10 protein-coding genes are annotated in these 16,288 nt (G+C 40.2%); 7 read left to right on the forward strand and 3 right to left on the reverse strand.

The window, feature by feature from the left end; translation table 11 throughout:
* Positions 1–33: 33 nt before the first annotated feature.
* Both pepT and V7137_RS00450 read right to left on the reverse strand, forming a co-directional pair.
* Entirely contained in the window at positions 34–1,266 is a 1,233-nt protein-coding gene (pepT, locus tag V7137_RS00445; RefSeq protein WP_335696392.1) for a peptidase T, read from the reverse strand.
* A gap of 307 nt (positions 1,267–1,573) precedes the next feature.
* Positions 1,574–2,521: a nuclease-related domain-containing protein gene (locus tag V7137_RS00450; protein ID WP_335455553.1), complete on the reverse strand. Its 948-nt coding sequence runs from the start codon at positions 2,519–2,521 to the stop codon at positions 1,574–1,576.
* 278 nt (positions 2,522–2,799) lie between these two features.
* Between V7137_RS00450 and V7137_RS00455 the strand changes: the two genes are divergently transcribed.
* The 6 genes from V7137_RS00455 (at position 2,800) to V7137_RS00480 (ending at position 14,616) form a co-directional block, all read left to right on the forward strand.
* The gene (locus V7137_RS00455; protein ID WP_335455555.1) at positions 2,800–3,423 is read left to right on the forward strand and encodes a TetR/AcrR family transcriptional regulator; all 624 of its coding nucleotides are present in this window, start codon (positions 2,800–2,802) and stop codon (positions 3,421–3,423) included.
* A 54-nt stretch (positions 3,424–3,477) separates the two neighbouring features.
* Positions 3,478–4,362: an ABC transporter ATP-binding protein gene (locus V7137_RS00460; RefSeq protein WP_335455558.1), complete on the forward strand. Its 885-nt coding sequence runs from the start codon at positions 3,478–3,480 to the stop codon at positions 4,360–4,362.
* 6 nt (positions 4,363–4,368) lie between these two features.
* The gene (locus V7137_RS00465) at positions 4,369–5,166 is read left to right on the forward strand and encodes an ABC transporter permease subunit (protein ID WP_335455561.1); all 798 of its coding nucleotides are present in this window, start codon (positions 4,369–4,371) and stop codon (positions 5,164–5,166) included.
* Between the two features lie 22 nt (positions 5,167–5,188).
* Positions 5,189–5,989: an ABC transporter permease subunit gene (locus tag V7137_RS00470; protein WP_335455564.1), complete on the forward strand. Its 801-nt coding sequence runs from the start codon at positions 5,189–5,191 to the stop codon at positions 5,987–5,989.
* A 236-nt stretch (positions 5,990–6,225) separates the two neighbouring features.
* Positions 6,226–9,792 carry an immune inhibitor A domain-containing protein gene (locus V7137_RS00475; protein ID WP_335455566.1) on the forward strand — a complete coding sequence of 1,189 codons (3,567 nt, stop codon included), beginning with the start codon at positions 6,226–6,228 and terminating at the stop codon, positions 9,790–9,792.
* 246 nt (positions 9,793–10,038) lie between these two features.
* A complete protein-coding gene (locus V7137_RS00480; protein ID WP_335455569.1) occupies positions 10,039–14,616 on the forward strand; it encodes a S8 family serine peptidase in 4,578 nt (1,525 codons plus the stop codon).
* 52 nt (positions 14,617–14,668) lie between these two features.
* Here V7137_RS00480 and V7137_RS00485 read toward each other — a convergent pair whose 3' ends face one another.
* Complete coding sequence (locus tag V7137_RS00485) at positions 14,669–15,379, reverse strand: hypothetical protein (RefSeq protein WP_335455572.1); 711 nt, start codon at positions 15,377–15,379, stop codon at positions 14,669–14,671.
* A gap of 135 nt (positions 15,380–15,514) precedes the next feature.
* Here V7137_RS00485 and V7137_RS00490 point away from each other — a divergent pair, with 135 nt between their 5' ends.
* Positions 15,515–16,255 carry a gluconate 2-dehydrogenase subunit 3 family protein gene (locus V7137_RS00490; RefSeq protein ID WP_335455574.1) on the forward strand — a complete coding sequence of 247 codons (741 nt, stop codon included), beginning with the start codon at positions 15,515–15,517 and terminating at the stop codon, positions 16,253–16,255.
* Positions 16,256–16,288: the final 33 nt, after the last annotated feature.

Below are 16,288 nucleotides of genomic sequence, written 5' to 3' on the forward strand. Positions count from 1 at the left end.
CTCACTTTGATTAGTCAAAGCGAGCTTTTTTAGTTAAGCCTTTTGTTCGGTTAATTTGATGATTTCAATGACGGTGTTGGTGGCTTTAATCATATTATCTACAGAAATAAACTCAAATTTGCCGTGGAAATTTTCCCCGCCGGTAAAAATATTTGGTGTCGGCAGACCCATATAGGAAAGCTGTGAACCATCGGTGCCGCCGCGGATTGGTTTAACAATTGGCGTAATATCTAAGCTTACCATGGCTTCATGGGCGATGTCAACGATTTCCATCACGGGCTTAATTTTTTCACCCATATTGTAATATTGATCGTTCAATTCCAGTTGGATGGTGTCACTGCCGTATTTGGACTTGAGTTCATTGACGATGGCTTCGATCAACGCTTTGCGCGCCTTGAAGGTGTCCATGTCATGATCTCTGATAATATAGTGGAGCTTAGTCAGTTCAACATCTCCGTTGAATGCAAGCAGATGGAAGAAGCCTTCGTATCCTTCAGTATGTTCAGGTGCTTCCTGTGCAGGCAGCTTGCTATGTAATTCCATCCCAATTTTCATCGAGTTGACCATTTTGTTTTTGGCAGAGCCAGGGTGAATGTTGTTCCCTTTAATCGTGACCTTCGCAGCAGCCGCGTTGAAACTTTCGTACTCTAATTCCCCGAGTGGACCGCCATCCACAGTATAGGCATGCGTGGCATTAAAGGCCGCAACGTCAAACTTATGTGGTCCTCTGCCGATTTCTTCATCTGGAGTGAACGCAACGCGGACCTTACCGTGTTTAATTTCCGGATGGTTAAGCAAGTAAGCCATTGCAGTCATGATTTCCGTGATGCCGGCTTTGTTGTCAGCACCCAGCAGTGTCGTGCCATCGGTTGTGATTAACGTATGGCCTTTATAATCAGGAAGGCTTGAAAAATCTTTCGGTGACATCACTACTTTAAGGGCCTCGTTTAAAACAATTTCATTGCCATCATAATTTTCCACGATTTGCGGATTCACATTTTTCCCAGTAAAGTCAGTAGCTGTATCCACATGGGCAAGGAAGCCGATAGTTGGGACTTCTTTATCAGTATTCGCTGGCAAGGTCGCCATCACGTAGCCATTTTCGTCAATCGTGACTTCCTGCATCCCGATCGATTCTAATTCTTGAACAAGCATCCGGGCTAAGGTCCATTGCCCCTCAGTGGATGGACAAGTCTCGCTGTTTTCATTGGACTGGGTATCCACTTTAACATAGGAAGTAAACCTTTCAATCAGTTCATTTTTCAATTCCACTACACTCCCCTTTTTGAGTTGAATTCATGAATATCATATCACTATGAGAGAACGGTTACACGTTTTTCATAATTGGGTGTTGTGTGATGACCTGGCGGGCGATACTCTCGGATAAGTGTGGAATACTCTTGGATAATGTCAGTTACTCTCGGATAAATGGGCAAAACTCTTGGATAACCGGAGAATTCTCTCGGCAAGCAAAAATACTCTCGGATACGTAAGCAATACTCTCGGATAAACGGAGGGCACTCTCGGATATGCCAACAATACTCTCGCCCCTCCTAAACTAGAGTACAATATCTTAATCACGTTTAAACAAATGATACGTCCGGTTCTTATATGTTCCATCGAAATCCATATTCATACTTTGTAATAGTCGAGTGGCTGTATGGATATCATCAACTCCCAAAAACTCCCGGCACTCCCGATTTGTGATCTGCCGTTTAAATATCAAAAACCACTCGCGTATAGTCCTTTGATGGACAAGGTGATCGACCGCACCGCATTGTGGACAACACCACGTCCGGGGGAGCTTAATCATGCCGAACCCGCCGCACGCCTCACACCTTCCACCAGTCCGAAAATCTCCGAAAGGAATACCGTATGATTCACATATTGGTTTGGGAATAAAGGGTTGATGACTTTTCAAAAGCTCAGCAGATATCCAATTAAAGGTTTCGTGGTCCAACTTATTTCCATGTTGTGGGATGCTTTTCAAAAAAGAGGGAATCAATCTAGGGAATAAGATTTTCGTGTCCTTAGGGGGAATTGCCACAATTTGCTTAGGGTACGCCAATACAATTGCACCGAATATCGGGATATCAATATTTCGACTCCATAGCCAATCATTAATTAGTTCGCGATTACGCTCCAATTGGACAACCGGACTCTCATACCCATCCTGGTGTCCATCTTCTCTTGTGCGGATCAACTGAGGTGGATTATCCTTGAATTCCAGAACCCCGCCAATATTCTTCACTTCTAACACCGTACCAAACCAAGGAGTCAGTACAAATGAATCCATTTGAAATTGTTCACGCCAAGCGGGAGATAAATCGTGGAAAATATGGTGATCAGCCGAAAATGGGTGCTTCCGGAAGACCTCTGCCACCCGCTCCTCTCCACCAATCCCCGCCTCGACGGACCTTTGTTTCGCGGCCAAAACTGGCTGGAGTGGATGGCAAACGGCTACCCGCAGTTGGGCGGCAATTAATCCCTCCAACGTCAACGATACATCTCTATTTTTCATTAAAATCGTAAACCACCTCCAAAAAAATGTTTCATTGCTGTCCTTCATCAAAATTGTCCACCACCTCCATAAATAATCTCTCTAGTTTTCGCCAATCACCCCCAAATTCCTACCCTCACCCTGCATCATAGCACATCCCCAAAGGCCATATTATACATCAACTGACTATTACATATTTTTGTAAAAAATATAGCTTGACCACTATTGACCAGATGAGTCAACGGGAGTACAATGTGGTTGACTGATGTGGTCAATAGCTGATAAGGAGGGCCGCGGCAATGTTTTCAAAATTCTTCAACTTAGAAAAGGAAAAACAAGATCGAATCATAAATGCTGCTATAAAGGAATTTGCTGAGAAAGGATATGACCGGGCTTCGACCAATGAAATTGTTAAAGAAGCAGGGATATCAAAGGGGCTGCTGTTTCATTATTTTCAGAACAAAAAGCAGTTGTTCTTCTTTATTTTTGACTATTGCTACGAACTTGTAATCGACGAGTTTTACAAAAAAATTAACTTTCAAGAGACAGACTTCTTTATGCGTATGCGCCAGGCCGTCATTATTAAAACGGAAATGCTGGCGACGTATCCAGATATCTTTAAGTTTATCCAAGAGGCTTTTTTGGATGAATCGACGGAAATCAAGATCGAATTTGATAAAAAGAAAGCGGAACTGACACATATCAATATGGAAAAAGTCTATGAGGGGATTGATTTTTCAAAATTTAGGGAGGATGTTGATCTCACTAAAATCATAAAAATTATCAACTGGACGTTTGAAAAGATGAGCGATGAAGCGATGGAACGGGCAAGATTGTCGCCAACCCATGAGATTGACTACCAAAAGATTCAAGCCGAAGCAGAAGAGTATTTTCAAGTTTTAACAAGATGTTTCTATAAATGAAAACTGGTATGGGATACGATTTGATCATTAGCAAAACATTAGGAGGCTGTCGCGATGAATGTAATTGAAATTAACAATCTGACCAAGACATATGGGAAGTCAAGAGGGATTACAGACATTAGCTTTCATGTGGAAGAAGGCGAAATTTTTGGTTTTATTGGGCCCAATGGTGCGGGTAAATCAACTACAATCCGGACCTTGTTGTCGCTGATTTACCCAACAAGCGGCAGCGCTGCAATCTTTGGCAAAGATTCCGTTCAATTTGCGTCTGAAATTAAAAAGGAAATCGGTTATTTGCCTTCTGAAGTTTTTTATTATGACAATATGAAGGTTAAGGACCTATTAAAATATTCAGCTAGTTTTTATAAAAAAGATTGCAGTAAGAGAATCAAAGAATTGGCAGCGATCATGGACTTAGATCTCAATAAAAAAATTGATGACCTCTCATTGGGGAACAAAAAGAAGGTTGGAATTGTTCAAGGGCTGCTCCATGAACCGAAGTTGATTATCCTGGACGAACCGACCAGCGGCCTTGATCCGCTCATGCAGCAGAAATTCTTTGAGCTTTTAGAAGAAGAGAATAAAAAAGGAGCAACGATTCTCTTTTCATCGCACATCCTCAGCGAGGTACAGCGGTTATGCAACAGGGTTGCCATTATTAAAGAAGGTAAGATTGTTACCGTTGAAAAGATTAGTACCTTACAAGAAAACAACTATAAGAAGTTCAAAATGGAAACGAAAGAACCACTGGATCCGACCTATTTTAACATTAGCGGTGTCAATAATTTAGAGGTTAAGGGTACTCAGGCAAGCTTTTTGTTTAGAGGAAATATTAATGAAATCACGAAAAAAATCGCCGGCATCGAGCTTGTGAACCTCTGGATAGAAGAGCCAGACCTTGAGGAGATCTTTATGCATTACTACGAAAAGGAGGCATAAGAAGCTATGAATATATTTTTTCATGAGTTAAGGGCTTATCGGAAATCAACGATCATTTGGACAGTATCGTTAGTACTGATTATTGCGCTCTTTATGTCGTTTTATCCTGCCTTTGCAAAGGATGCAGATAGTTTTAAAAAGATCATGGAAGGATATCCAGAGGCGATCAGAAATGCAATCGGCTTTAACCTTGGCAACTTCTTTACGATTCTCGGCTTCTATTGCTTTCCGTTATCGTTCATTACTTTGTGCGGTGCCATTCAGGGGATGAATCTTGGCACAAGCATTGTCAGCAAGGAAGTTCGTGAGAAAACAGCTGATTTTCTGTTAACAAAACCAATTACCAGGACAACGATCATGACTTCGAAACTGCTGGCGGCGTTTATCTCAATCGTGATGACCAGTATCATTTACCTGATTGTAACGTTAATTTTGACCTTTCAAGTCAAGACGGATGAATTCAGCGTGAAAATATTAGTGCTGCTTTCACTCACAATGTTCTTTATTCAGCTGATTTTCCTTGCGATCGGAGTCATGATTTCGGTGATAGTCCCTAAGATTAAGTCCGTCCTATCGGTGTCACTTACTACCGTATTTGCGTTTTACTTTTTAGGGATGTTTAGCAGCTCGACCGGTGAAGAAGCGAAACGCTATATTTCGCCTTTTAAATATTTTGACACCGCCTATATCATAAAACATTCGGGCTATGAAGCATCCTTTCTGATTGTTAGTGCCGTTATTATTATTCTGGCCATCACAGCAAGTTATTTCGTGTATATAAAAAAGGATATCCATTCTGTGTAGACGCGAAAAGGAGGGTTAAGTCGTGAACATATTTTTAAAAGAAATGAAATCGTATCGAAAATCGCTGATTTTTTGGAGTATCGGTGTCTTCCTCATGGTAGCGTCAGGAATGGCGAAATATGCTGCCTATTCCTCATCGGGCCAATCCATCAATGATCTGATTGCTGATTTGCCCAAATCGTTAAAAGCAGTAATGGGTTTTGGTGTGGTCGATTTGTCAAAGATTAGCGGTTATTATTCATTACTGTATATATATTTGTTATTAATGGCGACGATCCACGCAGCGATGCTCGGAGCTTCCATAATTGCCAAAGAAGAGCGGGACAAAACAGCGGAATTTTTATTCACCAAACCCGTTTCTAGAACAGCCATTATTACTTCAAAACTAGTGGCGGCATTCATGAATATCGTCATTTTTAATCTCGTCACATTGATATCATCAGTAACTCTCATTGAGAAATACAACAGCACTGGGGAAGCAGTTAATGGTGAGATTGTCCTCACTCAGGTGGGGATGTTTATTTTACAAGTCTTGTTCTTGGTCATTGGCAGTGCGCTAGCCGCCGTGAAAAAGAAACCGAAAACAGCTCCATCGCTGGCAACCGGCATCCTGTTGGTAACCTATATGTTATCGATTGCAATTGATTTGAACGAGAAGATGGAAGGCATGAAATATTTAACCCCTTTTAAATACTTTGAAGCGAAAAATGTGATGCTTGGCAGAGGGCTTGAACCGTTATATATTGTTATATCAATAATAGTAACCGCCCTATTGTTAGTGGTTACGTTCACCTTTTATAAAAAGAGAGATTTGAGTGCATAGTGGGAAAAGACCGAATTATTTCGGTCTTTTTTCGTGTGTCGAAAAAAAACGTAAAATTTTTAGAAAATATTATTTTATTTTGAATATTTAAATGATAAAATAAATTCCTGCAGCAATTAATCTACAAATTTTTACAAAATAGTAGATTAATTGTTAGAAAGTATTAATCTCTGAGGAGGGATTGACGGAAGAACGCTGACTATCTACATAAACAAAAAAATTAGGGGGAAAAAACAATGGTAAATTGGAAGAATGTCCTTGGGACATCACTATTATCGACTGGACTTGTAGTTAGTTCCTTTGCACCAGCTGCATTTGCGAAGACTACTAATGGTTCAAAAATTCCATACTCAAATGCTGTACAAACTCCAGAGGGATCAACACTGCCTTTCCTTGGGAAACATACAGGTGGTCCTTTTGATATTGGTCTCGTAAATGAAGACAAAGTTCTTAAACTATTAATAGATCAAGGTATTGTTAAAAAGGATGCCTCTCCTCAAGAGCAGCAACAACAAATGAATACTTACTTTGCAAAACGTGCGGCTAAAGCCAACGTTGCCGGGACAAACCAACAAGAAGTAAAGCAAATTCGTACTCAATTGCAAGAAAAGGCAAAATTAAAAATAAAAGATGCTGGAGTTCCAAAAGCGAACAAAGCTTCAAAAACAAATGTATCTAAGTCTGTTACTTCCTCTAAGGTAGATCCTATTCAAAAGGAAACATGGGCTGGTCCAGAAAGAAAAGATAAGGTACTTGTTTTATTAGTTGATTATCCAGATGCACCTCATAGTACGATTAAAGATGGTGACGGAGCCGTTCTTCAATATGAAGATTATACTCAACAGCATTACAAAGATATGATTTTTGGTGATGATGGATATGAAGGTCCAAAGGGTGAGAACCTAGTATCTGTGAAACAATATTATGAAGAGCAGTCAGGCGGCAGTTATACTATCGATGGACAAGTTTCTAAATGGTATACAGCCAGCCAGCCTGCAGCATATTATGGCGGTAACGTCCCAGCACCAGATGGAAATGATGCGCATCCACGATCATTAGTTAAAGAAGCTTTAGCTCAAGCGGCGCAAGATCCAGATATTAATCTACAAGATTATGATATTCAAGATGAATTCGACTTAGATGGCGATGGCAACTACTTTGAGCCGGATGGAATTATTGACCACTTAATGGTTGTACACTCTGGTATTGGTGAAGAAGCTGGCGGCGGACAACTTGGCGGCGATGCTATTTGGTCTCACAGCTCCGCACTCACTGACTTACAAGGGATTCCTAACTCAACATCAGCTGTTCCAAACAGATGGGGCGGTCAGATGATTGCATATGGATATACAATTGAACCTGAGGATGGTGCAGCAGGTGTATTTGCGCACGAATTTGGTCATGACTTAGGTCTGCCTGATGAATACGATACAATGTACACACATAACTCTGTTGGTGCTCCAACTGAATATTGGACAATCATGTCAGCTGGCAGCTGGGCTGGTAAAATCAACGGAACAGAACCAACTGGGTTTAGCCCATACGATAAAGAATATTTGCAATCCACAATGCCTGGATCAAACTGGTTCAAAAATGTTGAATATAATCTTGAAGACCTAGCAAGTGGAGAAACGGTTAAATTGGACCAAGCAAGTGAGAAAGGTACAAACGCTGATGCGGTGAAGATTAACTTGCCACAAAAATCAACAACCATTAACACACCTGCTAGCGGTCAGTATGAATACTTTAGCGGCAGTGCCGATGAATTAAACAATTCTATGAGTGTTGATGTTGATTTAACAGGTAAAACAGCTGCAGAATTAACATTTAAGACTTGGTATAAGATTGAAGATGCTTATGACTATGCTTATGTTGAAGTAAAAGAAGAAGGCGCAGAAAAATACGTTTCTATTCCAGGGAATATCACAACAAATGATAATCCATATCAAGCTAATGCAGGCAATGGAATTACAGGCGACTCTAATGGCTGGAAAGATGCTACATTTGACCTTTCTGCATTTGCAGGTAAAAAAGTGTCTCTAAAATTCCATTATGTATCAGATGCTGGGGTTTCTCTTCCTGGTCTCTATGTTGACGATGTTAAGGTAACTGCCGATGGCGCTGATGTTTTAACAGACGATGCTGAGGGTGAAACTTCACCATTTGTATTCGATGGTTTTGAGAAAAATAATGGTATTAAATTATCAACTCAATACTATTTAGCTGAGTGGCGCTCTCATGCTGGGTCTGATAAAGGACTTGCAACTACTACTCGCGGAAAATCTCAATTAACTTATGATCCAGGTCTTGTTCTTTGGTATGTTGATAATAAATATACTGATAACTGGGTAGGCGATCATCCGGGCGATGGATTCTTAGGGGTTGTTGATGCCCACCAAGAGACTGCAATCTGGAAAGACAGTAACTTTAATGATGGTAGAGATGTTACTGGTCCAGTTGCGACAAGATACCAAATTCAAGATGCGGCTTTCTCTTTAAACAAAACAGATAAGTTGTTCTTAGATTACGGTTACGGATTTATGTCTTTAGGTGCACAACCAGCAGTAACTGCATTTGACGATTCAAGAGATTATAGCAATCCTGGTCAAATCTATTCAGGACGCAATGTACCGAAATATGGCTTAAAGATTCACGTAGTGGGTCAAGCTGATGATATGTCAGTTGGAGCAATTGAAATTCACACAGGAAGCGTTCACTCCGTAGATGTAAATCCATTAAGCAAAGCTTCTTATTCAAACCAAGCTGGACATAAAGAATTAACTGTTTCAGGTAAGGTTCATCATGACGGTTCTGGTGAGAGCGTAGCTCTTAAATATGAACTAGTTGATAAGAATGGAAAAGTTGTATTAACTGAGTCTGAAACATTAACTGGTACTGACAAATCGTTCGAGCGTACATTAACATTACCAACCAGTGCAACTGGTAATTATGTTGTGAAAGTAACGGCTACGGATGAAGATGGCAATGCTGTTTCTGGTCAAACTTCATTTGGAGTGGACAATGATGCACCAACAGCTTCTGTTGCTCCTAATGGCAGCACAACACCTGCTAAAGCAGTTGCTGCTAAGGTAACTGTGAAGGATGCTGAAGCTAGCTCATTAGAATATGTATGGTCACAAAGTGCAACTGCCCCTGCTACTGGCTGGAGCAAGTTCACAAATGGCAGCACATTAAAACTTTCAGGTAAAAATGGTCTATGGTACTTACATGTCCGTGGTGTAGATGCAGTTGGCAATGCTTTAAAATGGACTTCAAAATCCTTCGCATTGGATAATTTAGCACCTGCCACTCCAACGGTTTATGAAGTAAAAGATTATGATAAAAAAGTAACGGGTAAAGCTGAAGTTGGATCAAAAGTAACAGTGAAAGTTGGCTCTACTACTGTAGGCACTGCTTATGCTGATAAATATGGTAAATTCAGCGTTACATTAAAGAAAGCACTTAGTGCAAAAACAGTTGTGAGCGTAACGGCAACTGACAAAGCTGGAAATGTTAGCAAATCAGCAACTACAACAGTAAAAGACAAAACAAAGCCTGGCAAACCATCTGTTAAGAAAGTTGACAGCAATGATTTGAAAGTTACTGGAAAAGTAGAAGCAGGTGCAACTGTAACAGTGAAAGTTGGTTCAAAAACAGTCGGAACGGCTGTAGCGAATTCTAAAGGCGAATACAGTGTTAAGCTGAAAAATGCTCTTAAAACAGGCACTGTTTTAACAGTAACTGCAAAAGACAAAGCAGGTAACACTAGCTCCGCTGCTACAGTAAAAGTTGTGAAGAAATAAATAATCATGAAGGTACCCCTGAATAACTTTCAGGGGTATTTTTTTGTCTGTTTTCTAAAATTAGGATTCGACAAACTGCGAAAAAGGCCGATATTTCGGTGTTTTTGTTTATTGACTATTCAATTAATTCTGAATAAACTTAATTGTGCACGAGAATAGGACAAATAGGGGGGATTATTGTTTTGTTTAGCACTTTATTTTAGTAGAGTGATAAAATGCTAGAAATAAAAAAAGGGGGAAAAGTGGTTGAAAATCAGAAGAATATTACCGTTACTTTTGGTCTTTTTAATGGTCTTTTCTAGCTTTGCATCGGCAGCAGCTCCTTCACTGCCAAAGACTAGCAAAGCTAATAAGACAACAGCAACAGCGAAAGCTAGTACCTCAAAAAAACTTCCAAAATCAGTAAAAGTAAAAGAGACAGAGAAAAATTATAAAAAATCAGATAAAGTTCGTGTAATTGTTGAAGTTGATGGTGACCCTGCGATTACATATGCAACAAAGCAAGGGAAAAAATATAGTGAACTATCAAAATCAGTAAAAGCACAACTACAAAATAAATTATTAGATGCACAGCAGACTGTAAAAAGCCAGTTTGCTAAAAAAGCCATTAAAATGCAATTCAAACAAAACTTTACCACTACTGTTAATGGATTCAGCGGTATTGTTGAATATGGACAAATTGCTGCCATTAAAACAGTTGATGGGGTAGCAAAAGTTTCGATTGCAACGGAATATCAACGTCCTGAAATTGAGCCAAACATGAAATATAGTAAGGACATCATTGAGGCTCAAAAAGCATGGGAAGCTTTTGGTAAAAAAGGTGAAGGAATGGTTGTTGGTATTATCGATACCGGCATTGATCCAAGCCACAAAGACTTTATTTTAACAGATGGTACCAAAGCTGCACTTACAAAAGCGGATGTGGACACAGCGGTAGCCGAAAAAGGACTGCCTGGTAAGTTCTACACTGAGAAGGTTCCTTACGGTTATAACTATTATGATGAAAATGCACAAATTCTTGATCTAGGTCCTGACGCTTCCATGCACGGAATGCACGTTGCTGGTACGGTTGCAGCAAACGGGGACGAAAACAATGGCGGTATTAAAGGGGTTGCACCAGAAGCCCAATTACTTGCTCTGAAAATATTTGGTAATGACCCAGAAATGCCTTCTACATGGGGCGACATCGAAATCAAAGCAATTGACGATGCGATTAAATTAGGCGCAGATGTCATTAACATGAGCTTAGGTTCAACGGCTGGCTTTGTTCTGCCTGACGCTCCAGAGCAAGAAGCCGTTCAAAGAGCTGTTGATAATGGTGTGTTAATGTCAATCTCAGCTGGTAACTCCAACCAACTTGGGGATGGCTATGCGAATCCGTATGCAGAAAACCCTGATTACGGTGTAGTAGGTACGCCTGGTAGTTCAAACAGTTCATTACAGGTTGCTTCTCTTGAAAATAATTATCTTGATTTATATGCTGCTACTTATTCATTTGATGGTGCGGAAGTTGGGAAGGCTCCATATCTTTCTTCAAGCAGTGTAGACCCAAATAAATTAGAACAAAAGAAATTTGATATTCTTGATGCTGGAATCGGACAGCCTTCTGATTTTGAAGGAAAAGATTTCACAGGGAAATACGCGTTAGTAAAACGTGGAACCCTTACATTTGTTGACAAAACGATGAATGCACAAGCTGCAGGCGCTGCAGGTATTATCGTGTATAACAACACTAGTGGATTACTTAGCATGGCTACATCGCCAGAAATTAAGATTCCACAGTTATTTGCCTTGAAGTCTGATGGTGACGCAATGAAAGCAGCATTAGATGCGGGTAAAAAAGTTTCGATTGAATTCCAAGGCGATAAGAAAACAACACCAAATCCATCCGCAGGACAAATGTCTACGTTCACTTCTTGGGGTGTTACATCTAATTTAGATTTCAAACCAGAAATCACTGCACCAGGTGGAAATATTTATTCCACATTAAATAACAATTCATATGGTGTCATGAGTGGTACATCGATGGCAGCACCGCACGTATCGGGTGGATCTGCACTTGTTCTTGAACGTGTGAAAGAAGATTTTGCTGATCTTACAGGTGCCGCAAAAGTCGGTATGGCGAAAAATATTTTAATGAATACAAGTAAAGTAATTGATGATAAGGGCACATATAATGCCGCCTATACTCATAATCCATACTCACCGCGTCGCCAAGGTGCTGGTGTCATGCAGTTACATGCAGCATTAAGTACACCAATCGTGGTTACAAACGCTGCAACAAACGAAGCAAAAGTGGCTTTAAAAGAAATCAAAGGTAATAAAGCAACATTTACCCTAAAAGCACAAAACTTCTCTGATCAAGCAGTAACTTATAAAGTGGACGGAAGTGTGCTTACTGATTTGGTCCTTGAAGATGATAATGGCTTCCTAATAGATCAACTTGAGTCTCAAGGTATCTATAAAGACGGTACAGTAGCAGCTGCGGCTCCATGGAAGGGTGAATTCCCAATTTCATTCAGCCAAGATGAGCTGACCATTCCTGCTAAAGACAGCGTGACATTAGATGTTACCGTTGACTTAACAGATACCGTTGATTGGGCTTATAACGTTCCATTGGATGTCCTATTTAAAAATGGTTACTTCGTTGAAGGGTACGTTACGTTAACAGATGTTAAGGATGTGAATCCAACGGTTTCAGTACCATATGTAGGCTTCAATGGTGATTGGAATAAGTCACCAATTTTAGACTCAATGATTTATGATGACAACTTTGCTGATTCCTTCTATGGATGGACAGGAATGCTTACAGCTGCCGGTACTGACGAAGAGGGTAACCAGAACTTTGACTACTTAGGTGTAAATCCAGCGGACGAAACAGCTCAGGCTGCTCATATTGCGATTTCGCCAAATGGTGATGGTCAAAGCGATAACGCAATTCCAATTCTTTCCTTCTTGCGCAATGCTAAAACAGTAGAGTACAAGATTGTTGATAAAGATGGAAATGTCCTTCGTAAAATTAAATCTGATACACTTGTTTCTAAAAACTTCAACGATGGCGGCAGAGGTGCTCAATATTACTTAAATCCTGCCAATGCCTGGGACGGAAAAGTAAAGAACAAGGTCGTAGCAGATGGTCAATATTTCTATGAAGTAGATGCAACGATTGATTATGCTGGTAAAGATGCACAAAAAGTAACATTCCCTGTTCTTGTTGATACAGCTGCACCTGCAGTTACAGCAAGCGTAAGCGGCGATAAATTAACTCTTGTATCAACGGATGGAACGGGTTCAGGCGTTGCTTATTATGATATTTCTGTGAATGGTAAATCTGTATACGGTGAAAAAGATAAACCATTAGCAGGCGACAAAACAGAATATACCTTCAAGGAAGCGCCAGCAGTAGATTCGACAGTAGAAGTCGTTGCACATGACTTTGCTGGTAACTCTAGTAAGGTAGTATTAGAAGGTGCTAATGACAAGACGATTCCATTTATTCATGTTACTTCAATCGGAGCAACAAAAATCTACCATTCTCACGAGCTGCCTGTTGAAGGCTATTTAACAGATGAGTCAAAAATCCGTGAATTAACAGTGGACGGAAACCCTGTCACATTAACATTTAATGCTGAAAAAGCACGTTATGAATTCAGCACAAAAGTAACAGTACCAGGAGATGGCGTCCACGAAATTCGGATTTCCGGTTCAGATGTTGCCGGTAATGTGATTTCTTATCTAGTACGTGATCTAATTGTGGATACAACGGCTCCACAAATCACTGTTGACGTTCCATCCAAAGTGAAATCAGATGTAAGCTCGGTTGATCTTAAAGCAACCATTTCTGATAACTTTGACAAGATTCGTTACTTTGTTGATGGCAGTGAAGAATTCTTTAAAGATACCAATACCGATCATTTTGAGATGATAAGCTTTAGCAAAGAAGTCTCTACTAAACTTGATCTTGAGCCTGGTAACAATACCTTTACACTTGAGCTTGTCGATATCGCAGGCAACAAGACCACCAAAGAAGTGAATATCTTCCGCGGTGAATCCAAATACAAAGTGAAGTTCTTCAACGGCAGCACAATTGTGAAACAAACAGATGTTGTCGAGGATTCCAAGGTGGCAGCTCCAGCAGCTCTAACAAAATCAGGTTATACTTTCTTCGGATGGTATAAAGATGCCAGCTTCAAAACAAAATTTGACTTTAATGCACCAATTGTAGCAGACACAAATGTGTATGCGCGTTTTGTTAAAAACCCTTCTACACCGACATCTGTTAAAGTTGCTTCTTCTGACTACAATAAATTAACAGTTAGCTGGGCAAAAGTAACAGGTGCAAGCGGTTATGAAGTATACCGTGCAACTTCTAAATCAGGTGCTTACAGCAAAGTAGCCACTGTTAGCGGAAGCACAGCAAGCTATGCAAATAGCGGCCTGACTACTGGTAAAACTTACTATTATAAAGTGGTAGCTTATACAACAGTAGAAGGTAAAAAACTTGTAAGCCCTAATTCAAGTATTGTTAGTGCGAAGCCAGGCCTTAAAACACCTACAAGTGTGAAGGCTGATAAGGCAAGCAGCACCTCTATTAAAGTTTCATGGAGTAAAGTAAGTGGAGCAAGCGGCTATGAAGTGTATCGTGCCACTTCAAAATCTGGAAGCTACACGAAGGTAACTACAACTACTTCTGGAAACTATACAAATACGAAATTAACCAAGGGCAAAACGTACTACTATAAGGTAAGAGCTTACCGTACAGTAAGCGGTTCAAAGGTTTATAGTTCCTATTCAAGTGTTGTATCGAAGGGATTAAGCAAGTAATACGAACAAAAAGGAACGCTCGGATTTTTATGAATCCGAGCGTTCTTTATTTTTACTTTTCATTTGCCATTTTCACTAAGGTAATAATATCGCTTGAAAGCTTGCCGTAAGATGGATTTGCCAACTTGATATTGGCTTTTATGCCATCAATAAGCGGCAATGCCTTTGGATTTGTAATTGTCAAAATTTGAACATGGCCGTTAAAAGCTTTATCCATCAGTTCTTTCGCCCGGTCCAAATTATCGTCCGTATTCACCTTTTGGGCGTCCACTCCGTCAAGATTTCCCTTTCCTGAAAGACCTGAAGTGCTTTTCAACACCTTATTTTGAAGCTCATCGTAACGAGTTGAGGTAGTTTCCTGTTTGGCGCGTGCTAAAATGACGGTGTCATCAAGCACAAATACCTTTATTCCTGGGATCCCTTCTCCTGATAAACGTGATTCCAAATGAGAGGAAATGCCGCCGTCATGAAGGCTGGAACTGCCAATCAGACTATAAACATTCGTACCTACCCCTTCGGTTGTTTGTCCATTTCGGTTGGTCGTCTTTTTCTTTGCTCTGTCCACACTTGGAATGACATTGACACTATCCTTGTTATGGACATGTCCATTCCCTTTGTTGTTAATCGATTGATCATGAAAGTTGGTATTTTCTGCAGCCCCCACTTCCCTCTCTTTCATTCCGTTTTGACCGGCACAGGCGCTTAACATCAATACAGCACCAAAGAATGGTATACCCCAGATTTTCCATTTTCGTTTCAACATAGAAATGCCTCCTTATTTTTTAAAATTATTTTCTCCTTTGCTATTTCTAAGTATGAATGGATTATATTGGGAACATATTAAAACTAGAAAAATAACTATTGGAGAATAATGTCGAAAAATCATGGAGGTTCGAAAATGGCTGAAGAGAACAAAGAGAATCCTGAATCCTTATCAAGAAGAAAGTTTTTACGTAATACGGGTTTCACTGTTGGCGGGCTCGCTGTTGGTGGTGTCTTAGGCAGTCTCATCCCTCGAAATCGTGATAAAGAAGAAAAAGTAACACCGACAAAGGCAGAAAATTTCAATCAGGCGTTGATGTATTTTACACCTGAACAATTTCAGCTGACCGATGCAGCAACAGAACGAATTTTCCCAGAGGATGAGTCAGGACCGGGTGCAAAAGCGCTTGGCGTAGCATTTTATATTGACCATCAGTTAGCTGGAGATTGGGGCTTTAATGCGCGGGAATACATGCAGGCACCCTTTTACAAAGGAGAAAAGGTTCAGGGCTATCAAGGTCGGTTAAGGCGGAGAGATATTTTTGATATTGGTCTAAGGGAACTTCAAAATCACAGTATGACCGTCTATAAGAAAAAATTCACAGAATTAAAAGAAGAAGAACAGGATGCCATTCTGAGTGATTTTGAACAAGATAAGGTGAATTTAACGACCATTTCTCCGAGTGGATTTTTCCTTTTGTTGAGAAGCGCTACGTTAGAAGGAGCTTACAGTGATCCATTATATGGAGGAAACAAAAATATGGACGGCTGGAAAATGCGGAATTATCCAGGCAGTCAAATGGCTTACACAGATATTATTGATAAAGACTTTAAGAAAATAAATCCACAAAGTTTAAAAAATCATTTGAATCACTAAGAAAAGTGCGAAGGACACTAGCCGCTGGGGCGC

Source organism: Neobacillus drentensis (genome assembly GCF_036962765.1).
Lineage (GTDB): Bacteria > Bacillota > Bacilli > Bacillales > Cytobacillaceae > Neobacillus > Neobacillus drentensis_C.

What these genes read in the sequence shown, in the direction of transcription:
- V7137_RS00450 (WP_335455553.1), bottom strand. Translation starts at nt 2,521, where the DNA reads ATGAAAAATAGAGATGTATCGTTGACGTTGGAGGGATTAATTGCCGCC.
- V7137_RS00455 (WP_335455555.1), top strand. Translation starts at nt 2,800, where the DNA reads ATGTTTTCAAAATTCTTCAACTTAGAAAAGGAAAAACAAGATCGAATC.
- V7137_RS00460 (WP_335455558.1), top strand. Translation starts at nt 3,478, where the DNA reads ATGAATGTAATTGAAATTAACAATCTGACCAAGACATATGGGAAGTCA.
- V7137_RS00465 (WP_335455561.1), top strand. Translation starts at nt 4,369, where the DNA reads ATGAATATATTTTTTCATGAGTTAAGGGCTTATCGGAAATCAACGATC.
- V7137_RS00475 (WP_335455566.1), top strand. Translation starts at nt 6,226, where the DNA reads ATGGTAAATTGGAAGAATGTCCTTGGGACATCACTATTATCGACTGGA.
- V7137_RS00485 (WP_335455572.1), bottom strand. Translation starts at nt 15,379, where the DNA reads ATGTTGAAACGAAAATGGAAAATCTGGGGTATACCATTCTTTGGTGCT.
- V7137_RS00490 (WP_335455574.1), top strand. Translation starts at nt 15,515, where the DNA reads ATGGCTGAAGAGAACAAAGAGAATCCTGAATCCTTATCAAGAAGAAAG.